This is a genomic window from Haemophilus parahaemolyticus (assembly GCF_002015035.1).
In the GTDB taxonomy this organism is placed as follows: Bacteria; Pseudomonadota; Gammaproteobacteria; order Enterobacterales; family Pasteurellaceae; genus Haemophilus_A; species Haemophilus_A parahaemolyticus.
In genome coordinates, this window is record NZ_MUXY01000001.1 from 670,375 (window position 1) to 686,448 (window position 16,074).

The window sequence follows — 16,074 nt, forward strand, 5'->3', positions numbered from 1 at the left end:
CATCATTTCAAAACAATCAAACCTGGTAAGGTCGCAAAACTTTGCGATTTTACCGTATTGTGGAAATCATTGATATAGGCAAAATGTTGGTCTGTTTCACGGAACGCACCATATAAGTTGCTGTAAAGTCCTTGTTGAGTAATTTTACGTGAAACTACATAACCACGGTCTAAATATGGTTTTACCGCCCAATATGGGAGGGTCGCAATACCTCGTTTGCTCGCAACAAGCTGGATAATTGCAATTGTCAATTCACTGGTACGGCGTTTTGGCACAATTCCTGCAGGGCGAAGCACTTTTCGCAATAAATCCAACATATCATCTGGCACAGGATAAGTAATCCAAGTCTCATCTGCAAAATCTTCGGCTTCCCACACAGCTTTGTGAGCAAGCGGATGATCTTTAGCACAGATACCCACCATTTCATAGGAAAAGAGTGGATGATAAACAATCCCCTCGGTTTCTTCTGCTTCGGAAACCACCGCCCAGTCGGAACGATGGGTCAGCAATAATCCAACGGTATCAGTATGGAACCCCGATACAATATCCAACTCAACAAGCGGCCAGTTTTGGCGGAAAGAATCCATTGCAGGCATTAGCCAGTCAAAACAGGTATGGCATTCCACAGAAATACGTAACTCTCCCACTTCTCCTTGTTTTACGCGTGCCAAATCTAACTCTGCTTCTACCACTTTCGGCAAAATTTCGTGTGCCAATTTCACTAAACGTTCACCCGCAGGGGTAAAACGCAAAGGTGTTGTTTTACGTTCAAACAGCGTAAGATCATATTGATCTTCAAGCAATTTAATTTGATGTGAAAGAGCAGATTGAGTGAGATGAATTCGCTTCGCTGCTAAGGAAACACTACCACTCTCTTTTAAGGCAAGTAAGGTTTTTAAATGACGAAGTTCGAGAAAAATCGGTTTCATAGCAGGAATTTTTGAAGAGATGATGAAGGAATGGGCGAGTAATTTGCAAATTTTCTCTAAAACTTTACCGCTTGCTCGCCCGTTCAAAACAAGTTAAAACACGAACTTGTGGTTAGCGAGCACGGAAGATAATGCGTGCTTTGCTTAAATCGTATGGAGTCATTTCAACGGTAACTTTATCGCCGGTTAAAATACGGATATAGTTTTTACGCATTTTACCTGAGATGTGTGCTGTCACAATATGACCGTTTTCTAATTCCACACGGAACATTGTATTTGGTAAGGTTTCTAAAATCGTACCTTGCATTTCAATGCAATCTTCTTTAGCCATTGCTTCCTCTTTTTGAATGTGCTTAATTTAAATAAAACGGTGCATATTATACCTTGATAGGCTTAAATTACAACTTTAGCGAGATTTTTATTTCCGATATTGGCTTGGCGTAATACCATAAGCTATTTTAAATGCCTTACTAAAATGTGCCTCTGATTGATAACCAATTTCTAAAGCAACCTCAAGTACACTTTTTGGGGTATGCTTAAGTAAATACGCACCTTGTTGTAATCGAATTTGGTTAAGAAATCTCTTTGGAGGCATCTGCATTTTTTGCTGGAACACACGACAGAAAGTTGCACGCGACATTGCTGCCATTTCCGCTAATTGTTCCAAATTCCACTCTGCTTGCGGTTCGTTCAACATTGTTGTCAGCACTTGGTTTAACCTTTTATCTTCAAATGCTGCAAGCAAGCTCGAATCAACCCATCCTATTTTAAGGGCATATCGTAAAATATAGATAAAAAGCACGTTAGCCAACGCATCAATCACTGATTTTGAGCCTTGATTAGTTTCGTTAGCTTCTTTTAAGAAAAGTTGTAACAGCGGTTGAACTGGAGTTTCAGGCAAATGAAAATGTAAATAATCTGGCAAAGCTCCTATCAACAATGCATCTTTTTGATATAAAAAAGAGCCGCAAAACATTTTAAGATCGGGGGATTTCTGCCCAATTTGACGAAGCTCAAATAAACCTTGTGAAGTCGTTATAGTGGTTGTTTTTTGAGAAAGATTCACTCTACTCTGCATACGATGTGGGCAATTTCGGGGCAAGAAAAAAAGGTCGCCCGCTTTTAAATGGAACGTATCTTCCACAAGCGTTAGCCAACATTCTCCTTGTTCAATAATGTGAAAAATACCTTCTTCTTGAGCTAAATTGGTATGATGCTCAACTTGCCAATCTCCTTGAAATAAACAACGAATATTGATTTTACCTTGCACTTGAGCAAGTAAGGTTAGTTTATCTAAATAGTCCATCATAAGATTTTTGCGATAAAGATTGAGAAATTCTGACAATTATTATAGCTTATTTTTCTTATAATACACACATCAGTTAAACATACATTATCGTAAATTTAAGGAGAACTATTATGTTTGCAGATTGGAAAAATGACGTCGCTCATGTGAAAAAATCTTTCGGTGGTTTAGGTAAAAAATATCCTAAAATGTTACAAGCTTACCAAGCACTTGGTGCAGCTGCTGCAGAAGGTAACGTGTTAGATGCGAAAACTCGTGAATTAATTGCATTAGCAGTAGCCGTTACAACACGTTGTGAAAGTTGTATTGGCGTTCACGCTGAAGAAGCCGTTCGTGCAGGTGCGACAGAAGATGAAGTTGCTGCTGCATTAGCGATGTCTATCGCTTTAAATGCTGGTGCAGCTTACACTTACTCATTACGTGCATTGGAAGCCTATAACACACAAAAAGCATAATTTAACGATTATAAAAGGCTGATTTAAATTTGAGCATATACGAATTTTGAAATCAGCCTTTTCTATTTCCATTCCTACATTTCTCTTCTCATCAACGATTAAATCTCCTCATTTCAAATTATTGTTGTATAATCCACCACCATAATGCTAATAAAATGAGTTGATTTACTATATTGGCCATACTCCCTCTCCTTAACAGCATAAAACTTAAACAATTATTGCAAAAAAAAAAAACAAATTACAATCGCTTCTATTATGATCAAGTAAATTTTATTTTTCTTATTTATTCGTTGATATAGAAAAAACTATGGCTATTACGACACATTTTTTCTGCTTAACTGCATTTATCTTAGGCATTTTTTATTCAATTTCAGCAAAATCAAACGAAGCGGAATTCGCGACAAAACATATTGCAAGTAATGAGATGCTTATTACCTATCAAGATGCCAAAAATGACACGCCTTACCAAGCTAAGGATGAATCATCTTCTATTCATTATTTCCATTCAGCAAGTGCTCCTCCTCCCCCTCCAAAGGAAGATTTTATTCCATCGAAAGAAAAAGATCGTTGTGAAAAAATGATTTTGTGGTATTACCACGCAGCCGATCAAGGAAATGTACGAGCACAAGTAATGTTAGGATTTAGTTATTTAGACGGTAGGGGTGTTCCACAAAGTAACACGATTGCAAAAACGTGGTTTAAAAAGGCCTGTGAACAGGGTTATAAAAAATCATGTGATTTTTATCAGCATGTTGTTGATGGGGTATGGTAAAAATATTCACGAGTATTATTAGCACTTACCATAATCAAGCGATCAATATTCGCTCTCATAGATACAAAGGGCAGAGTTTATTCCTATCCATGCGGTAGAATGATAATGTTTGTCTAAGAACTAACTCTGAGCAATTATTTTAAAATTTTTATTCATCTAAGTTTATGCATCAAACTAGCATAAAAAACCAAGAAATTAGCTAATCCTAGAATCCATTTCTAAATTAATTTATAAAACCCAATTTTTATTTACAACAGAAAGTTTTAAAAACTAGTTTTTAAAATAAAGTTCTATATTTTATTAGATTTTTAAATTACAATCGCCAAAAAACAAATCTACATACATAGGACTTTTCATGACACAACAAATCGAAGAACACTCAACTTGGACTTCAAAGTTTAAAGCACTTGGGCCTGGTATCTTAATGGCATCTGCTGCCGTAGGTGGTTCACACATCGTAGCATCTACTCAAGCGGGAGCTATCTATGGTTGGCAACTTGCTATCATCATTATCTTAGCAAACCTTTTTAAATATCCTTTCTTCCGTTTCGGCGTGCAATATACGCTTAATTCAAATAAAACCTTGCTTGAAGGCTATAAAGAAAAAGGCGGCATCTACTTAGTCATTTTCTTTATCTTGAATGTGATCGCCACGATGATTAACACTGCAGCGGTGGGGATTGTTACTGCAGCAATTTTCAAATTTATTATTTCTGCGTTAGGATTAAACTGGGATATCAGCATTCCAGCCGCAAGCACCATTATTATTGCCGTCACACTAGGCATTCTTTTACTCGGTCAATACAAATTTTTAGACCGCTTGTCTAAATTCATTATGATCGCTTTAACAGTTTCAACCGTTTCTGCGGTAGTTATCGCAACATTAAAAGGTGGTGTACAAGTTGCACCTGATTTTATTGAGCCTTCCCCTTGGAATTTAGCCTCTCTTGGCTTTATCGTTGCATTGATGGGTTGGATGCCTGCCCCAATTGAGATTTCAGCAATCAATTCAATGTGGGTGGTTGCAAAACGTCGTTTAAGCAAAGTGAGCTATCAAGACGGTATTTTAGACTTCAATATTGGGTTTATCGGCACAGCAATTTTAGCGATTGTTTTCTTAGCACTCGGTGCATTAGTACAATATGGCTCAGGCGAAGTCGTTGAAAAAGCGGGCGTAAAATATATTGCACAACTTATCAAAATGTATGCTTTTGCTATTGGTGATTGGTCTAAATTACTCATCGCAGTAATTGCTTTTATGTGTATGTTCGGCACAACCATTACGGTTATCGATGGCTATTCACGAGCAAACAATGAAGCATTGCGTATTTTATTAGGTAGAAAAGAGAGTTCAGTGGCAAGCTTAAATATTTGGATGACAGCTGCGGCAGCCATCGGCATTATCATCATCCTCTTCTTTATGAGCGATGTAGCGAAATTACTTTCATTTGCGATGATCTGTTCTTTCGTTTCCACACCAATTTTTGGTTGGTTAAACTTCTCACTCGTTTTAAAAGGTGAGCATCGAGTGAAAGGCGGATTATTCTGGTTAGCTGTTGTTGGTTTAACTTATTTAACAGGTTTTACGTTACTCTTTATTGCGTATGAACTTGGTTGGATTTAATTTAAAATAAATGTATAGGGCGTATATAAATACGCCCTTTTTACAGTATTACATAACTATTGTACGATTAAGCAATTAGCTTGAGTTTCTCGTAAGAGTAGGGTTTATCCCTACTCCCACTTCAATAGCAACTATTTTGTCTACAATGCCTTTATTTTTATCTATGGCACATCTTTCAATGCATTAGGATTTTTCTCAATAAACATTGCATCGCCATAGCTAAAGAAACGATATTTCTCTGTTACTGCGTGAGCATAGGCGTTCATTGTAGTGCGATAGCCAGCAAATGCCGAAACTAACATAATGAGCGTAGATTCTGGCAAGTGGAAGTTGGTTACTAACGCATCAATCACTTTAAAGGTTTTGCCTGGATAGATAAAAATCGAAGTGTCTGAAAAGAATGGTTCGATTAAATATTCAGGATTTTTGACCGCTTGTGCTGCACTTTCAATGGAGCGAACAGAAGTTGTACCCACGGCGATAACACGTTTGCCATTCGCTTTAGTTTGTAAGATTTGATCGACGACATCTTGCGACACTTCCGCATATTCTGCGTGCATTTTGTGATCTAAAATATTTTCCACGCGAACAGGTTGGAACGTCCCCGCTCCAACGTGAAGCGTGACAAAAGCGGTATTTACGCCTTTCTCTTTTAATTTCGCTAATAAATTTTGGTCGAAATGCAAGCCCGCAGTTGGTGCAGCTACTGCCCCTAATACTTTACTGTAAACTGTTTGATAACGCTCTTGGTCAGCATCTTCATCAGGACGGTCGATATATGGCGGTAAAGGCATATGCCCTGCTTGTTGTAGCAAGTCAAAAAGCGGTGCTTCGCCTTCAAATTGCAATTCAAAGAGAGTGTCATGACGCTCAGTCATTGTTGCCGTTAAGCCATTACCTTCGCCTAGTTTATCTTCACCAAACACTAATACCGTGCCTTCTTTAGGTGCTTTAGATGCACGTACGTGAGCTAAGCAGCGATGTTCATCTAATACACGTTCAACCAAGGCTTCGACCTTACCGCCACTTAATTTCCGTCCGTAAAGACGAGCTGGAATTACGCGGGTATTGTTAAAAACAAGCAAATCACCTTCATTTAAATGTTCGAGTAAATCAGTGAAGTGTTGATCTGCAAATTCGCCCGTGTTGCCGTTTAAATAGAGCAGTCGGCTGGCAGTACGCTCTTTGGTTGGATAGCGAGCAATAAGCTCAGCGGGTAAATCAAAATGGAAATCAGAAACTAACATATTATCCTTCTTTGGTAAAAAATAAGGGAAATTAGACCGCTTAATTTGATTGTGAGGGAAGAATGGATTCCTCCGCTTATCAAATAAAACAGGACAGGAATAAGCCCTGTCCCTACGTTAAAGAAAACATATTTAGTCTAAAAATTAATTTTCTTCTCTAGAAGCAAACGCATTAAATACGGCTTTGACTAAGGTTGCTAATGGAATTGCAAAAAACACGCCCCAGAACCCCCATAATCCGCCAAAAATAAGGACAGCAATAATGATGGTTAATGGGTGCAAATTCACTGCCTCAGAGAATAAAAACGGAACGACTAAATTACCGTCTAATAATTGGCTAATGACAAATGCCAAAATTAAGTAGTAGAACTCAGGTGATAAACCGAACTGCATCAGAGCAATCAAGGCAATTGGAATCGTCGCAAGTACCGCACCAATGTAAGGCACTAGCACGGAAAGTCCAACGATGACTGAGAGCAAGAGCGGATAGCGTAAATCAAAGAAGATAAAAATGATATAGGTGACCACGCCAACAATGGCGATTTCTAAACATTTTCCGCGAATATAATTCGCAATTTGCTCTTGCATTTCCACCCAAACACGGGTTGCCAAACGGCGGTTTTTCGGCAATAAATTGGCAAGCGAATTTAAAAAGAGGGATTTATCTTTCAGCAAGAAAAACACCATTAACGGCACGAGAAATGCATAAATGCCTAAGCCAACCAAGTTAATCAGCGAGTTCACTGAAATGGAAAGCAACGATTCGCCGTAGCCCAAAATTTTTGCCCTCACCGAGCTAACCACGCTATCCAACATAGAATAATCAATTAGCTCAGGGTAGTGTTCTGGCAAGGTTTGCACCCATTCACTCAAGAGATTGAGCATATTGGGCAAATCGCGAATAAAATTGACCGCTTGATTCCATAAACTTGGCAGCAATACGACCAATAAAAATGACACGAGCGAAAGTGTTGAGCCAAGCACAATAACGACACTGAATGTTCTTGGCATAAAGCGTTCAATTAAGCGGATTGGCACTTCTAGCAAATAAGCCAGAACAATCGCAATCAGTAAAGGCATAATGAGATTACTGAAAAAATAGATGATCCCAAAGCCAATTAGCAAAATCCCTGCAAGAGCTGCGATTTGAGGATCATTGAATTTCTGGCGATACCACGTTTGGATTTGTTCTAACATAGGCTATTTTTGGCTACACACAGCAATGAAGCCCATTTTTTTCTCTGGGTCATTAAAAGTTTTGAACATCTTAGTAAAGGTTTCACGGTTTTCTGGTTTAAGTGCATTGCTGATAATTTTCATTGCACCAAGCACGCCTTCATCGGTAATTAACCCTTTTGGTGAAAGCAGAGACATATCGCCTGAGTAAGTATCTACATTACGGAAACCACAATGGTGGAAAAGCTCTTTCCAACCCTCTTTTTTCAGTGGCGTAACGGTAATGTGAATCGCATCGCGTAGATCAGCGATTACGCCTTCTGCATCATCAGTATTTAGCATCACATCGTGAGTGAGTAATAAACCATTCGGTTTAAGCACACGGAGATATTCGCGAATTGCTTTTTCTTTTGCTTCAATTGGCAACATAGTCAGCATTGCTTCATTGATCACAATATCAAAGCTGTTATCTTCAAATGGGAGTTTGGTAGCATTTGCACGTTGTACTTCTACTAACTCTTCTACGCCATTTTCTTTGATATTTGCACGTGCTTTTTCTAAGGCTTCTTCGTCTAAGTCAATGCCCGTAATATGGCAACCATACTCTTTGGCAAGCTGAATTGCGGTTGTCCCCATATTACACGCTACTTCAAGCACTTTTTTATCTTTGTTGAAATCGCCATTTGCGATTAACCAATCAGTGGCAATTTTACCGCCTGGACGTAAACGAGTTTTACCTAAACGAGCTAAGAAATTGTGTCCTACTTCTTCTTTTTTCATAAATACCTCGGGCTTGTTTCTTTTGTAAATTTTGATCGAAAAATAACCGCTTTAAGCGGTAAGATTTGGGAGTAATTATACAAAATATTTTACGGTTCTTATAGGATAAAAGCAGTGAATATATAAAAAATAACCCCACGAGGGCGTGGGGTTAAAGTTGGAGGTTATAGACAGTTATTTTCGCCGCGTGAAAGGCTGATTAAACCAGAACGTACGATTTCAACGATGGTGGTTTCCGCTTTCACCGCATCAATAAAGGCGTTAAGTTTTTCACTCGTACCTGTTAATTGAATGGTGTAAAGTTTTGGAGCGATGTCCACGATTTGCCCACGGAAAATATCGGTCATTCGTTTTAATTCATCGCGAGCAGAGCCTGTAGCACGCACTTTCAGTAATAACACTTCGCGTTCTACGTGTTCGCAGGCACTGAGGTTAATCACTTTGAATACATCAATGAGTTTGTGAAGTTGTTTTTCAATCTGCTCTAAGATTTTTTCATCACCGTTTGCTACGATAGTCATACGTGAAAGGCTTTCATCATCGGTTGGAGCAACAGTTAAACTTTCGATATTAAAGCCACGTTGTGAGAAAAGGGCAACCACGCGAGATAAAGCACCTGATTCATTTTCAAGTAAGACTGATAATGTTCTACGCATCTGTACGCTCCGTTTTGCTTAAAATCATTTCATTCATTGCACCGCCACGAATTTGCATCGGGTAAACGTGCTCGGTTTCATCTACACGCACATCGACAAAGACCAATTTATCTTTAATCGCAAAGGCTTGTGTGAGTTTTTCTTCCAATTCACTTGGATGATCGATGGTAATGCCCACATGTCCGTAAGCTTCCGCCAATTTCGCGAAATCTGGCAATGAGTTCATATACACTTGTGAGTGACGACCTTGATAAATAATATCTTGCCACTGTTTTACCATTCCTAAGAATCGGTTGTTAAGGCTGACAATCACCACTGGCGTGTCGTATTGTTTAGCGGTAGAAAGCTCTTGAATATTCATTTGAATTGAACCATCACCCGTAACACACACAACAGTTGCTTCAGGGTGTGCAAATTTTACCCCAATTGCAGCAGGTAAGCCGAAGCCCATTGTGCCCGCACCGCCAGAGTTAATCCAACGGCGAGGTTTATCAAAGCCATAATGCAATGCGGCAAACATTTGGTGCTGACCCACATCTGAAGCAACATACGCATCGCCATTCGTCAATTTGTGGATTAAGCGGATGACTTGTTGCGGTTTAATAACCTCTGAACTCTCTTCAAATTTCAAGCAATCTTTTGCTTTCCATTCGTCGATTTGTTTCCACCAAGCGGTCAAATCTGCCTGATTTTTTGCCAAATTCTCATCTTCAAGCAAGCTTAAAAATTCATCTAACACATTCTTCGCTGAGCCTACGATTGGAATGTAAGCTTGAACGGTTTTTGAGATAGAAGCTGGATCAATATCTACGTGAATAACTTTTGCATTTGGGCAATATTTTGTTAAGTTTGCAGTCGTACGGTCATCAAAACGCACACCGATACCTAAAATCAAATCGCTTTCGTGCATTGCATTATTGGCTTCATAAGTGCCGTGCATCCCAAGCATACCAAGGAATTGGCGGTCTGAGCTAGGATAAGCCCCTAATCCCATTAACGAACTGGTTACAGGTAAGTTTAATTTCTTCGCAAAATCAACAAGCTCGTTGCTACATTCTGCTGAAATTACCCCGCCACCTACGTAAAGCACAGGTTTTTTTGCCACCATCAAGGCTTTTAATGCACGTTTGATTTGCCCTTTGTGCCCTTGCACAGTTGGATTGTAAGAACGCAATGCCATTTCTTTCGGGTATTCATAAGCGAATTTATTGGCAGGATTTACCATATCTTTTGGAATATCGATCACCACAGGACCAGGTCGACCTGTTGAAGCAATATAGAATGCTTTTTTGATGGTTTCAGGAATTTCTTGCGGATCTTTAATCATAAAGCTGTGTTTCACCACAGGGCGAGAAATGCCGATCATATCGCACTCTTGGAACGCATCTGAACCGATTAACGAAGAAGGCACTTGACCTGTGATAATCACAAGCGGCACAGAATCGGTATAAGCGGTTAAAATCCCTGTAATCGCATTGGTTGCACCAGGACCTGAAGTCACCAACACGCAACCCACTTTGCCCGTTGAGCGAGCGTAACCATCTGCCATATGCACCGCACCTTGTTCGTGACGAACTAACACGTGGTTAAGGCTTGATTGATGAATTGCATCATAAATATCTAACACTGAGCCTCCTGGATAGCCGAAAACGTATTCCACGCCTTCATCTAACAAGGATTGCACCACCATTTCTGCACCAGAAAGTTTTTTCATTAAATCCTCCAACTTCTTATAGCATTGTGAACGTTATTCACAACTCAAATATACGATGAAATTGGCAACATTGTGCAAGAGTTTCTAGCATTTGTCTAGCGGTAGAATTTTACTTAAATTTAGCAGAAAATTTTTTAAACTTGATTAATTTAGATATAAATAAGAAAAATGTTGTGCATTCCTATAGAATTAGCACAACATTCTTTATTTTATAAAATTAACAGCGTTAAATTTTTATCTAAAATAATCGCTCATCAACAGATGACATTATCTGTTCGCTTTTGCAGTAGCTTTAGTGTTAATATCACAGTTTTTAACAACGATTGTATCGCTTTGTTTACCTTTTTGGATTAAGTTTACTGGAATCACAGTGTCAAAATTATCTAAAGTTAATCCACTATCTACATTCCAAACATAATCGCCAGCAACAAATTGAGTAAAGTCTGCCGTTTCTTTATTACGCATAAAGTTTTTCGAGATAATTTTATTCCCCACACTTAACATCGCAGCACTAGGTTCTTGATCTTCAAATTGATATACCGCAGTGACAGTTTTTTTGTTACAGGTATATACAACGGTTTTATCCATAATAGCAGGAAGAGTTGCCATAGTGTCTGATGCTTTTTCCATTTTAGGCATTTCTTTTGCATAAGCAGAAACAGCAAATGTCATCGCTAATGCAGGTAAGATTTTTATCAATTTCATGTTTAGTCCTCTGATTGTTGACCCTATTATTAGGGTACTTACTTAGATATTTGCAATGAAAAAAAGTTCCTTTAAAAAGCAGTCTAATATAGGCTGCTTTTTTTACGATATTGCAAAGGTCAGTTAACATTATTTCAATATAAGAAAAAGGTTTGATATTCCCCCCTATGTCAACAACCTTTATATGCTGATTTTTGCTCTATTCTGTGACAGTTTGCTCTGCAAGTGCTTCCTGCAGTTTTTGAACTTCTTGCTCTACTTCTTTTTCATGCGTCGTTTTTTCAGAGAGTTCATTGGCTTCGGAGATCAATTTTGCGATGGCATTACGATAAGTGATTTCCAACGTTTCACGACTGGTTGCCATTACGCCTTGGTCGATTAGAAAGCCATCGTTCACATCATATACCCAGCCATGAATAGAGAGTGTTTTGCCTTTATCCCAAGCGGTTCGAATAATAGAACTACAACCTAAATTATAAACCTGTTCAGCAACATTTAAGCGGGTCAACATATTAGCTCGATGTTCAGGCGATAACTTGCCAAGCATATGCCCGTGCTTAAACCAAAGATCGCGAATGTGAAGCAACCAGTTACTGATTAAACCGAGATCTTGCACCGTGCCCATTGCAGCTTTAATGCCTCCGCAGTTAGTATGTCCGCAAATAATGATGTGCTTGATATTTAATACATCCACGGCATATTGCACCACAGAAAGGCAGTTAAGATCAGTATGAATCACCATATTTGCTACATTACGATGGACAAATAACTCACCAGGCCCAAGCCCTGTTAATTTTTCAGCTGGCACGCGACTATCTGAACAGCCAATCCAGAGATAAGTTGGATTTTGGTGTTCTGCAAGCTCTTTAAAATAATCAGATTGCTCATCTTTCATTTTAGTTGCCCAAGCGTGATTATTGGCAAACAATTGTTCAATCGTTTTCATTCTTTCTCCTTTTATTTAGGGTTAGAAAAGGCTGGTTTCTAAACGCAACATGCCTTTTTCTACAATAATTGCCTTACCAAATTTTTTCACCAGCATTTCTTTGGTTTTAGTTTCATCTAACGTATAAACAGGCGAACGATTCAATAAATTCGTTAAACCATCAAAAAGCATAGGCAAGAAAAATTGTACGGTTTCTTGATATTTTTCTGGTGAAACTTCCCAACTAAGTAGACGGACATCTTTTAAGTAAACTGCCCCTTTTTCAGGATCAAAATAAGGTATAGTGTCTAAATTTATCTTAATTTTTGCTTCGTGCTTTTTACCACGAGCAATCAACAAGCCATCCACAATACCTTGAATTTCAACTTTTTTCTCGTTGGTTTGACCAATTTGCGTGACTAAATCATGCAACTGGTAATCCAGTTGCATTAAACCTGGTATCCCCACACTATCGGCAAGCGGGATTTTTTCAGCAAGCTGTGTACGTAGATAGTCGTTAATTTCTTTTTCCGAAATGCTAAGTAAATTAGCAGAAGCCACTGCCACTACACCAATTGCAACCACGAAAAACGCCACGATTCTGTAAATAAATTTCATACTTTCTCCTTTCTATTGGCTGTTCAGAATAAAAACGGGTAGAATACCCCTCTGTTTAGAATGGCAGAAATATAACAAGTTCTACAAAACTAAGGAATTTTTAAATGAAAAAATTTGCAATAAGCCTGCTTTTAATTTGTTTATTAGCAGGCTGTAGCTTTTCTGGCGGTGCAAATGTCGGCGGTGGTTCAAACGGCGTAGGCTTTGGATTAGGGCTTGGCACTGGCATTCGTTTTTAAATTTGCATTTAGCAAAAGTGTGGCGGTTTTTGACCGCTTGAATAAAAATAATAGACTGTTTCTCTATTAAGGATTTTTATGCAGTATGAATTAAAAAAGACCAACGGTAATGCTCGTCGTGGTCGCTTAACCTTCTCTCGCCCCAAAGGTGAGTTCTATGTTGAAACCCCTGCGTTTATGCCTGTAGGTACTTACGGTACAGTAAAAGGAATGACCCCTGAAGAAGTAGCTGCTACAGGTGCACAAATTTTACTCGGCAATACCTTCCATTTATGGTTACGCCCTGGGCAAGAAATTATGAAAATGCACGGCGACTTGCACGATTTTATGCAATGGCACGGGCCGATTTTAACGGATTCAGGCGGTTTCCAAGTCTTCAGTTTAGGCAAATTACGCAAAATTAAAGAAGAAGGCGTGACTTTCCAAAACCCAATCAATGGCGAAAAAATTTTCCTTTCGCCTGAAAAATCAATGGAAATTCAGTACGATTTAGGTTCAGACATCGTGATGATTTTCGACGAATGTACCCCATATCCTGCAACCTTCGACTATGCAAAAAAATCAATGGAAATGTCGTTACGTTGGGCAAAACGCAGCCGTGATCGCTTTGATGAATTGGAAAATCCAAGAGCGTTATTTGGTATTGTACAAGGCGGTACTTATGAAGAATTACGCAAAATTTCTGCCGAAGGGCTAGTCAATATCGGTTTTGATGGCTATGCGGTGGGTGGTTTAGCCGTAGGCGAACCGAAAGAAGAGATGCACCGCATTTTAGAGTTCACGACACCATTATTACCAGCAGACAAACCGCGTTATTTAATGGGAGTGGGTAAACCTGAAGACTTAGTGGAAGGTGTTCGCCGTGGGATCGATATGTTCGACTGTGTAATGCCAACCCGCAATGCACGCAACGGACATCTATTCGTTAGCGATGGTGTGGTAAAAATCCGCAACGCAAAATATAAGAGCGACACCAGTCCTCTTGATCCAGAATGCGATTGCTACACCTGCAAAAATTACACTAAAGCGTATCTTTACCATTTAGATAAATGCGGTGAAATTTTAGGCGCACGATTAAATACCATTCACAATTTGCGTTACTATCAACGTTTAATGGCACAAATTCGCCAAGCGATTGATGAAGACCGTTTTGATAATTTTGTAGTGGAATTTTATGCCAAAATCGGTAAAGAAGTGCCACCAATGCAGAAAGAACAAGCAGAATAATGTATAACTAAAATAAAGAAAGGCTGAAATTGTTAAGGTTTCAGCCTTTTTGCTACAAAACATATTTTACAAGCGGGTAAATTGTGATTAAAAGTAGCAAATATCGAATGAGTTTACCCATAAAAATATAAAAGGCACTTTTTACTAAAGGAAGTCTGAGCCAACCTGCTAATCCACAAAGCAGATCTCCTAGCAGAGGTAACCAACTCAGCAGAAGCATTATTGTTCCATAACGATTTAATTTATGTATTACCCACTCAGCATATTTATGATTTAAAGATTTTGGCTCAGGAATAAGTCTCCCAAAGTACAACGTGAGTAAGCTACCTAATGTGTTACCTATTGTTGCAACACAAACAAGCCAAATAAGTGGAGAGGTAATCAAAGCGTGTTCAAATAAAATGGTTTGTGTAGCAATGGTACTAAAAACAATTTCAGAATTACCTGGTAGCAGAGAAGCACTCACAAAAGCACTTGCAAACATAATAATGAGCTGATTTTCGATTGATACTGTATTGGAAAAAAATAAATTAAAAAAATAAGTAAGGTAATCAGTAAACATTGTTTTAATAAATTGTTAAAAAAGAGTTAATTTAAATTTAATAAAAGTTTGCTATTTCTTGTAAAGTTGAGATACATCAAAAAAAGGTGTTCAACCTCCCCCAAATAGGTAAGTTTTTGATTTTCAGATTGGTGGAACAGGTCTATAATTCCATACAAATCTTATTATTCCTTCAATTTTAGTTTATTCAGAAAAATTATTGAATAAGCATCAATGTAAACATAAAAGGATTGCCTATGTTTTCTCCTGCTGAAATGGCGAAAATTACCGAAGATGGTGCAGTTTATAAAGCAACTAAACATCAACTCTATTCTTTTATCTCTGCAATTTTAGCCGGTGGTTTTATCGGTCTTGCTTTCGTTTTTTATACTACAACGCAAACAGGCACAGCAGATGTTGCGTGGGGATTATCTAAATTAGTGGGTGGTATGGTGTTCTCTCTTGGCGTGATTATGTGCGTGATTTTTGGAGCAGAACTTTTCACTTCATCTACATTAACCGCAGTCGCAAAAGCAACACACCGTATTACTTGGTTCCAAATGTTTAGAAACTGGTTTATCGTTTATGGTGGAAACTTTATCGGTGGTTTAAGTGTTGTGGTTTTAATTTGGCTTTCAGGTCAAATGATGGTAGCGAATGGTCAATGGGGGTTGACCATTTTAAAAACGGCACAACATAAAATTCATCATTCTTGGGTAGAAGCCTTTACACTAGGTATTTTGTGCAACATTATGGTGTGTATTGCTGTTTGGATGGCAAATGCAGGGAAATCATTAACCGATAAAGCCTTTATTATGATTTTACCTATTGCGTTATTTGTTTCATCTGGCTTTGAACACTGTGTAGCAAATATGTTTATGATTCCAATGGGCATGGTCATTGCCCATACTTCAGATGCCTCTTTCTGGACAGCGATTGGCGTTGATCCAATGCAATATGCAGACTTAGATTTATATCATTTTGTGGTAAAGAACTTAATTCCCGTTACCTTAGGTAATATCGTAGGTGGTGTGTTCTTTATCGGCTTAGTGCAGTGGTTCTTATATATTCGTAAGCACTAAAAATAACCTATTTATAAATCTGGCGAGAAGTTGAACTAAGATGTAAGCGGTCAAATTTCGCCGAGATTTTACAAACTA

At 38.5% G+C, this 16,074-nt stretch carries 18 protein-coding genes; 6 read left to right on the forward strand and 12 right to left on the reverse strand.

What is annotated here, in order from left to right:
* Positions 1 to 2: 2 nt before the first annotated feature.
* From B0185_RS03255 to B0185_RS03265, 3 genes are all read right to left on the reverse strand, one after another.
* A complete protein-coding gene (locus B0185_RS03255; RefSeq protein ID WP_039862901.1) occupies positions 3 to 929 on the reverse strand; it encodes a LysR family transcriptional regulator in 927 nt (308 codons plus the stop codon).
* A 112-nt stretch (positions 930 to 1,041) separates the two neighbouring features.
* On the reverse strand, positions 1,042 to 1,260 hold the full coding sequence (gene infA, locus B0185_RS03260) for a translation initiation factor IF-1 (protein WP_005705342.1): 219 nt from the start codon (positions 1,258 to 1,260) through the stop codon (positions 1,042 to 1,044).
* 87 nt (positions 1,261 to 1,347) lie between these two features.
* A complete protein-coding gene (locus B0185_RS03265) occupies positions 1,348 to 2,235 on the reverse strand; it encodes an AraC family transcriptional regulator (protein ID WP_039862911.1) in 888 nt (295 codons plus the stop codon).
* 113 nt (positions 2,236 to 2,348) lie between these two features.
* On the opposite strand from B0185_RS03265, the gene B0185_RS03270 reads away from it, so the two are divergent.
* From B0185_RS03270 to B0185_RS03280, 3 genes are all read left to right on the forward strand, one after another.
* Entirely contained in the window at positions 2,349 to 2,690 is a 342-nt protein-coding gene (locus tag B0185_RS03270) for a carboxymuconolactone decarboxylase family protein (RefSeq protein WP_005705270.1), read from the forward strand.
* A gap of 307 nt (positions 2,691 to 2,997) precedes the next feature.
* Entirely contained in the window at positions 2,998 to 3,462 is a 465-nt protein-coding gene (locus B0185_RS03275; RefSeq protein ID WP_005705309.1) for a tetratricopeptide repeat protein, read from the forward strand.
* A gap of 355 nt (positions 3,463 to 3,817) precedes the next feature.
* On the forward strand, positions 3,818 to 5,086 hold the full coding sequence (locus B0185_RS03280) for an NRAMP family divalent metal transporter (RefSeq protein WP_005705296.1): 1,269 nt from the start codon (positions 3,818 to 3,820) through the stop codon (positions 5,084 to 5,086).
* Between the two features lie 161 nt (positions 5,087 to 5,247).
* Here B0185_RS03280 and queA read toward each other — a convergent pair whose 3' ends face one another.
* The 8 genes from queA to B0185_RS03320 form a co-directional block, all read right to left on the reverse strand.
* The gene (queA, locus tag B0185_RS03285) at positions 5,248 to 6,333 is read right to left on the reverse strand and encodes a tRNA preQ1(34) S-adenosylmethionine ribosyltransferase-isomerase QueA (RefSeq protein WP_005705333.1); all 1,086 of its coding nucleotides are present in this window, start codon (positions 6,331 to 6,333) and stop codon (positions 5,248 to 5,250) included.
* 144 nt (positions 6,334 to 6,477) lie between these two features.
* Positions 6,478 to 7,530: an AI-2E family transporter gene (locus B0185_RS03290; RefSeq protein ID WP_005705311.1), complete on the reverse strand. Its 1,053-nt coding sequence runs from the start codon at positions 7,528 to 7,530 to the stop codon at positions 6,478 to 6,480.
* A 3-nt stretch (positions 7,531 to 7,533) separates the two neighbouring features.
* On the reverse strand, positions 7,534 to 8,289 hold the full coding sequence (locus B0185_RS03295; protein ID WP_005705286.1) for a class I SAM-dependent methyltransferase: 756 nt from the start codon (positions 8,287 to 8,289) through the stop codon (positions 7,534 to 7,536).
* 164 nt (positions 8,290 to 8,453) lie between these two features.
* Positions 8,454 to 8,945 (reverse strand): acetolactate synthase small subunit, encoded by a 492-nt coding sequence (ilvN, locus tag B0185_RS03300; RefSeq protein WP_005705321.1) that lies wholly within the window; start codon positions 8,943 to 8,945, stop codon positions 8,454 to 8,456.
* Positions 8,938 to 10,659, reverse strand: a complete 1,722-nt coding sequence (locus B0185_RS03305) for an acetolactate synthase 3 large subunit (protein WP_005705291.1) — start codon at positions 10,657 to 10,659, stop codon at positions 8,938 to 8,940. Before B0185_RS03305 ends, ilvN begins: the two co-directional genes overlap by 8 nt.
* Before the next feature lie 267 nt (positions 10,660 to 10,926).
* Positions 10,927 to 11,364 (reverse strand): hypothetical protein, encoded by a 438-nt coding sequence (locus tag B0185_RS03310; protein WP_005705287.1) that lies wholly within the window; start codon positions 11,362 to 11,364, stop codon positions 10,927 to 10,929.
* Positions 11,365 to 11,563: 199 nt separating this feature from the next.
* Entirely contained in the window at positions 11,564 to 12,310 is a 747-nt protein-coding gene (gene can, locus B0185_RS03315) for a carbonate dehydratase (protein WP_005705304.1), read from the reverse strand.
* A gap of 21 nt (positions 12,311 to 12,331) precedes the next feature.
* Positions 12,332 to 12,907 (reverse strand): YceB family lipoprotein, encoded by a 576-nt coding sequence (locus B0185_RS03320; RefSeq protein WP_005705324.1) that lies wholly within the window; start codon positions 12,905 to 12,907, stop codon positions 12,332 to 12,334.
* Positions 12,908 to 13,011: 104 nt separating this feature from the next.
* On the opposite strand from B0185_RS03320, the gene B0185_RS10425 reads away from it, so the two are divergent.
* Both B0185_RS10425 and tgt read left to right on the forward strand, forming a co-directional pair.
* On the forward strand, positions 13,012 to 13,146 hold the full coding sequence (locus B0185_RS10425; RefSeq protein WP_005705263.1) for a hypothetical protein: 135 nt from the start codon (positions 13,012 to 13,014) through the stop codon (positions 13,144 to 13,146).
* Between the two features lie 78 nt (positions 13,147 to 13,224).
* Complete coding sequence (tgt, locus tag B0185_RS03325; RefSeq protein WP_005705276.1) at positions 13,225 to 14,373, forward strand: tRNA guanosine(34) transglycosylase Tgt; 1,149 nt, start codon at positions 13,225 to 13,227, stop codon at positions 14,371 to 14,373.
* 52 nt (positions 14,374 to 14,425) lie between these two features.
* Here tgt and B0185_RS03330 read toward each other — a convergent pair whose 3' ends face one another.
* A complete protein-coding gene (locus B0185_RS03330; protein WP_005705340.1) occupies positions 14,426 to 14,935 on the reverse strand; it encodes a YqaA family protein in 510 nt (169 codons plus the stop codon).
* Positions 14,936 to 15,171: 236 nt separating this feature from the next.
* On the opposite strand from B0185_RS03330, the gene focA reads away from it, so the two are divergent.
* Positions 15,172 to 15,996: a formate transporter FocA gene (gene focA, locus B0185_RS03335; RefSeq protein ID WP_005705331.1), complete on the forward strand. Its 825-nt coding sequence runs from the start codon at positions 15,172 to 15,174 to the stop codon at positions 15,994 to 15,996.
* Positions 15,997 to 16,074: the final 78 nt, after the last annotated feature.

What these genes read in the sequence shown, in the direction of transcription:
- B0185_RS03330 (WP_005705340.1), bottom strand. Translation starts at nt 14,935, where the DNA reads ATGTTTACTGATTACCTTACTTATTTTTTTAATTTATTTTTTTCCAAT.
- B0185_RS03295 (WP_005705286.1), bottom strand. Translation starts at nt 8,289, where the DNA reads ATGAAAAAAGAAGAAGTAGGACACAATTTCTTAGCTCGTTTAGGTAAA.
- focA (WP_005705331.1), top strand. Translation starts at nt 15,172, where the DNA reads ATGTTTTCTCCTGCTGAAATGGCGAAAATTACCGAAGATGGTGCAGTT.
- B0185_RS03290 (WP_005705311.1), bottom strand. Translation starts at nt 7,530, where the DNA reads ATGTTAGAACAAATCCAAACGTGGTATCGCCAGAAATTCAATGATCCT.
- can (WP_005705304.1), bottom strand. Translation starts at nt 12,310, where the DNA reads ATGAAAACGATTGAACAATTGTTTGCCAATAATCACGCTTGGGCAACT.
- B0185_RS03310 (WP_005705287.1), bottom strand. Translation starts at nt 11,364, where the DNA reads ATGAAATTGATAAAAATCTTACCTGCATTAGCGATGACATTTGCTGTT.
- B0185_RS03280 (WP_005705296.1), top strand. Translation starts at nt 3,818, where the DNA reads ATGACACAACAAATCGAAGAACACTCAACTTGGACTTCAAAGTTTAAA.
- tgt (WP_005705276.1), top strand. Translation starts at nt 13,225, where the DNA reads ATGCAGTATGAATTAAAAAAGACCAACGGTAATGCTCGTCGTGGTCGC.
- B0185_RS03305 (WP_005705291.1), bottom strand. Translation starts at nt 10,659, where the DNA reads ATGAAAAAACTTTCTGGTGCAGAAATGGTGGTGCAATCCTTGTTAGAT.
- queA (WP_005705333.1), bottom strand. Translation starts at nt 6,333, where the DNA reads ATGTTAGTTTCTGATTTCCATTTTGATTTACCCGCTGAGCTTATTGCT.
- infA (WP_005705342.1), bottom strand. Translation starts at nt 1,260, where the DNA reads ATGGCTAAAGAAGATTGCATTGAAATGCAAGGTACGATTTTAGAAACC.
- B0185_RS03270 (WP_005705270.1), top strand. Translation starts at nt 2,349, where the DNA reads ATGTTTGCAGATTGGAAAAATGACGTCGCTCATGTGAAAAAATCTTTC.
- B0185_RS03255 (WP_039862901.1), bottom strand. Translation starts at nt 929, where the DNA reads ATGAAACCGATTTTTCTCGAACTTCGTCATTTAAAAACCTTACTTGCC.
- B0185_RS10425 (WP_005705263.1), top strand. Translation starts at nt 13,012, where the DNA reads ATGAAAAAATTTGCAATAAGCCTGCTTTTAATTTGTTTATTAGCAGGC.
- B0185_RS03265 (WP_039862911.1), bottom strand. Translation starts at nt 2,235, where the DNA reads ATGGACTATTTAGATAAACTAACCTTACTTGCTCAAGTGCAAGGTAAA.
- B0185_RS03320 (WP_005705324.1), bottom strand. Translation starts at nt 12,907, where the DNA reads ATGAAATTTATTTACAGAATCGTGGCGTTTTTCGTGGTTGCAATTGGT.
- B0185_RS03275 (WP_005705309.1), top strand. Translation starts at nt 2,998, where the DNA reads ATGGCTATTACGACACATTTTTTCTGCTTAACTGCATTTATCTTAGGC.
- ilvN (WP_005705321.1), bottom strand. Translation starts at nt 8,945, where the DNA reads ATGCGTAGAACATTATCAGTCTTACTTGAAAATGAATCAGGTGCTTTA.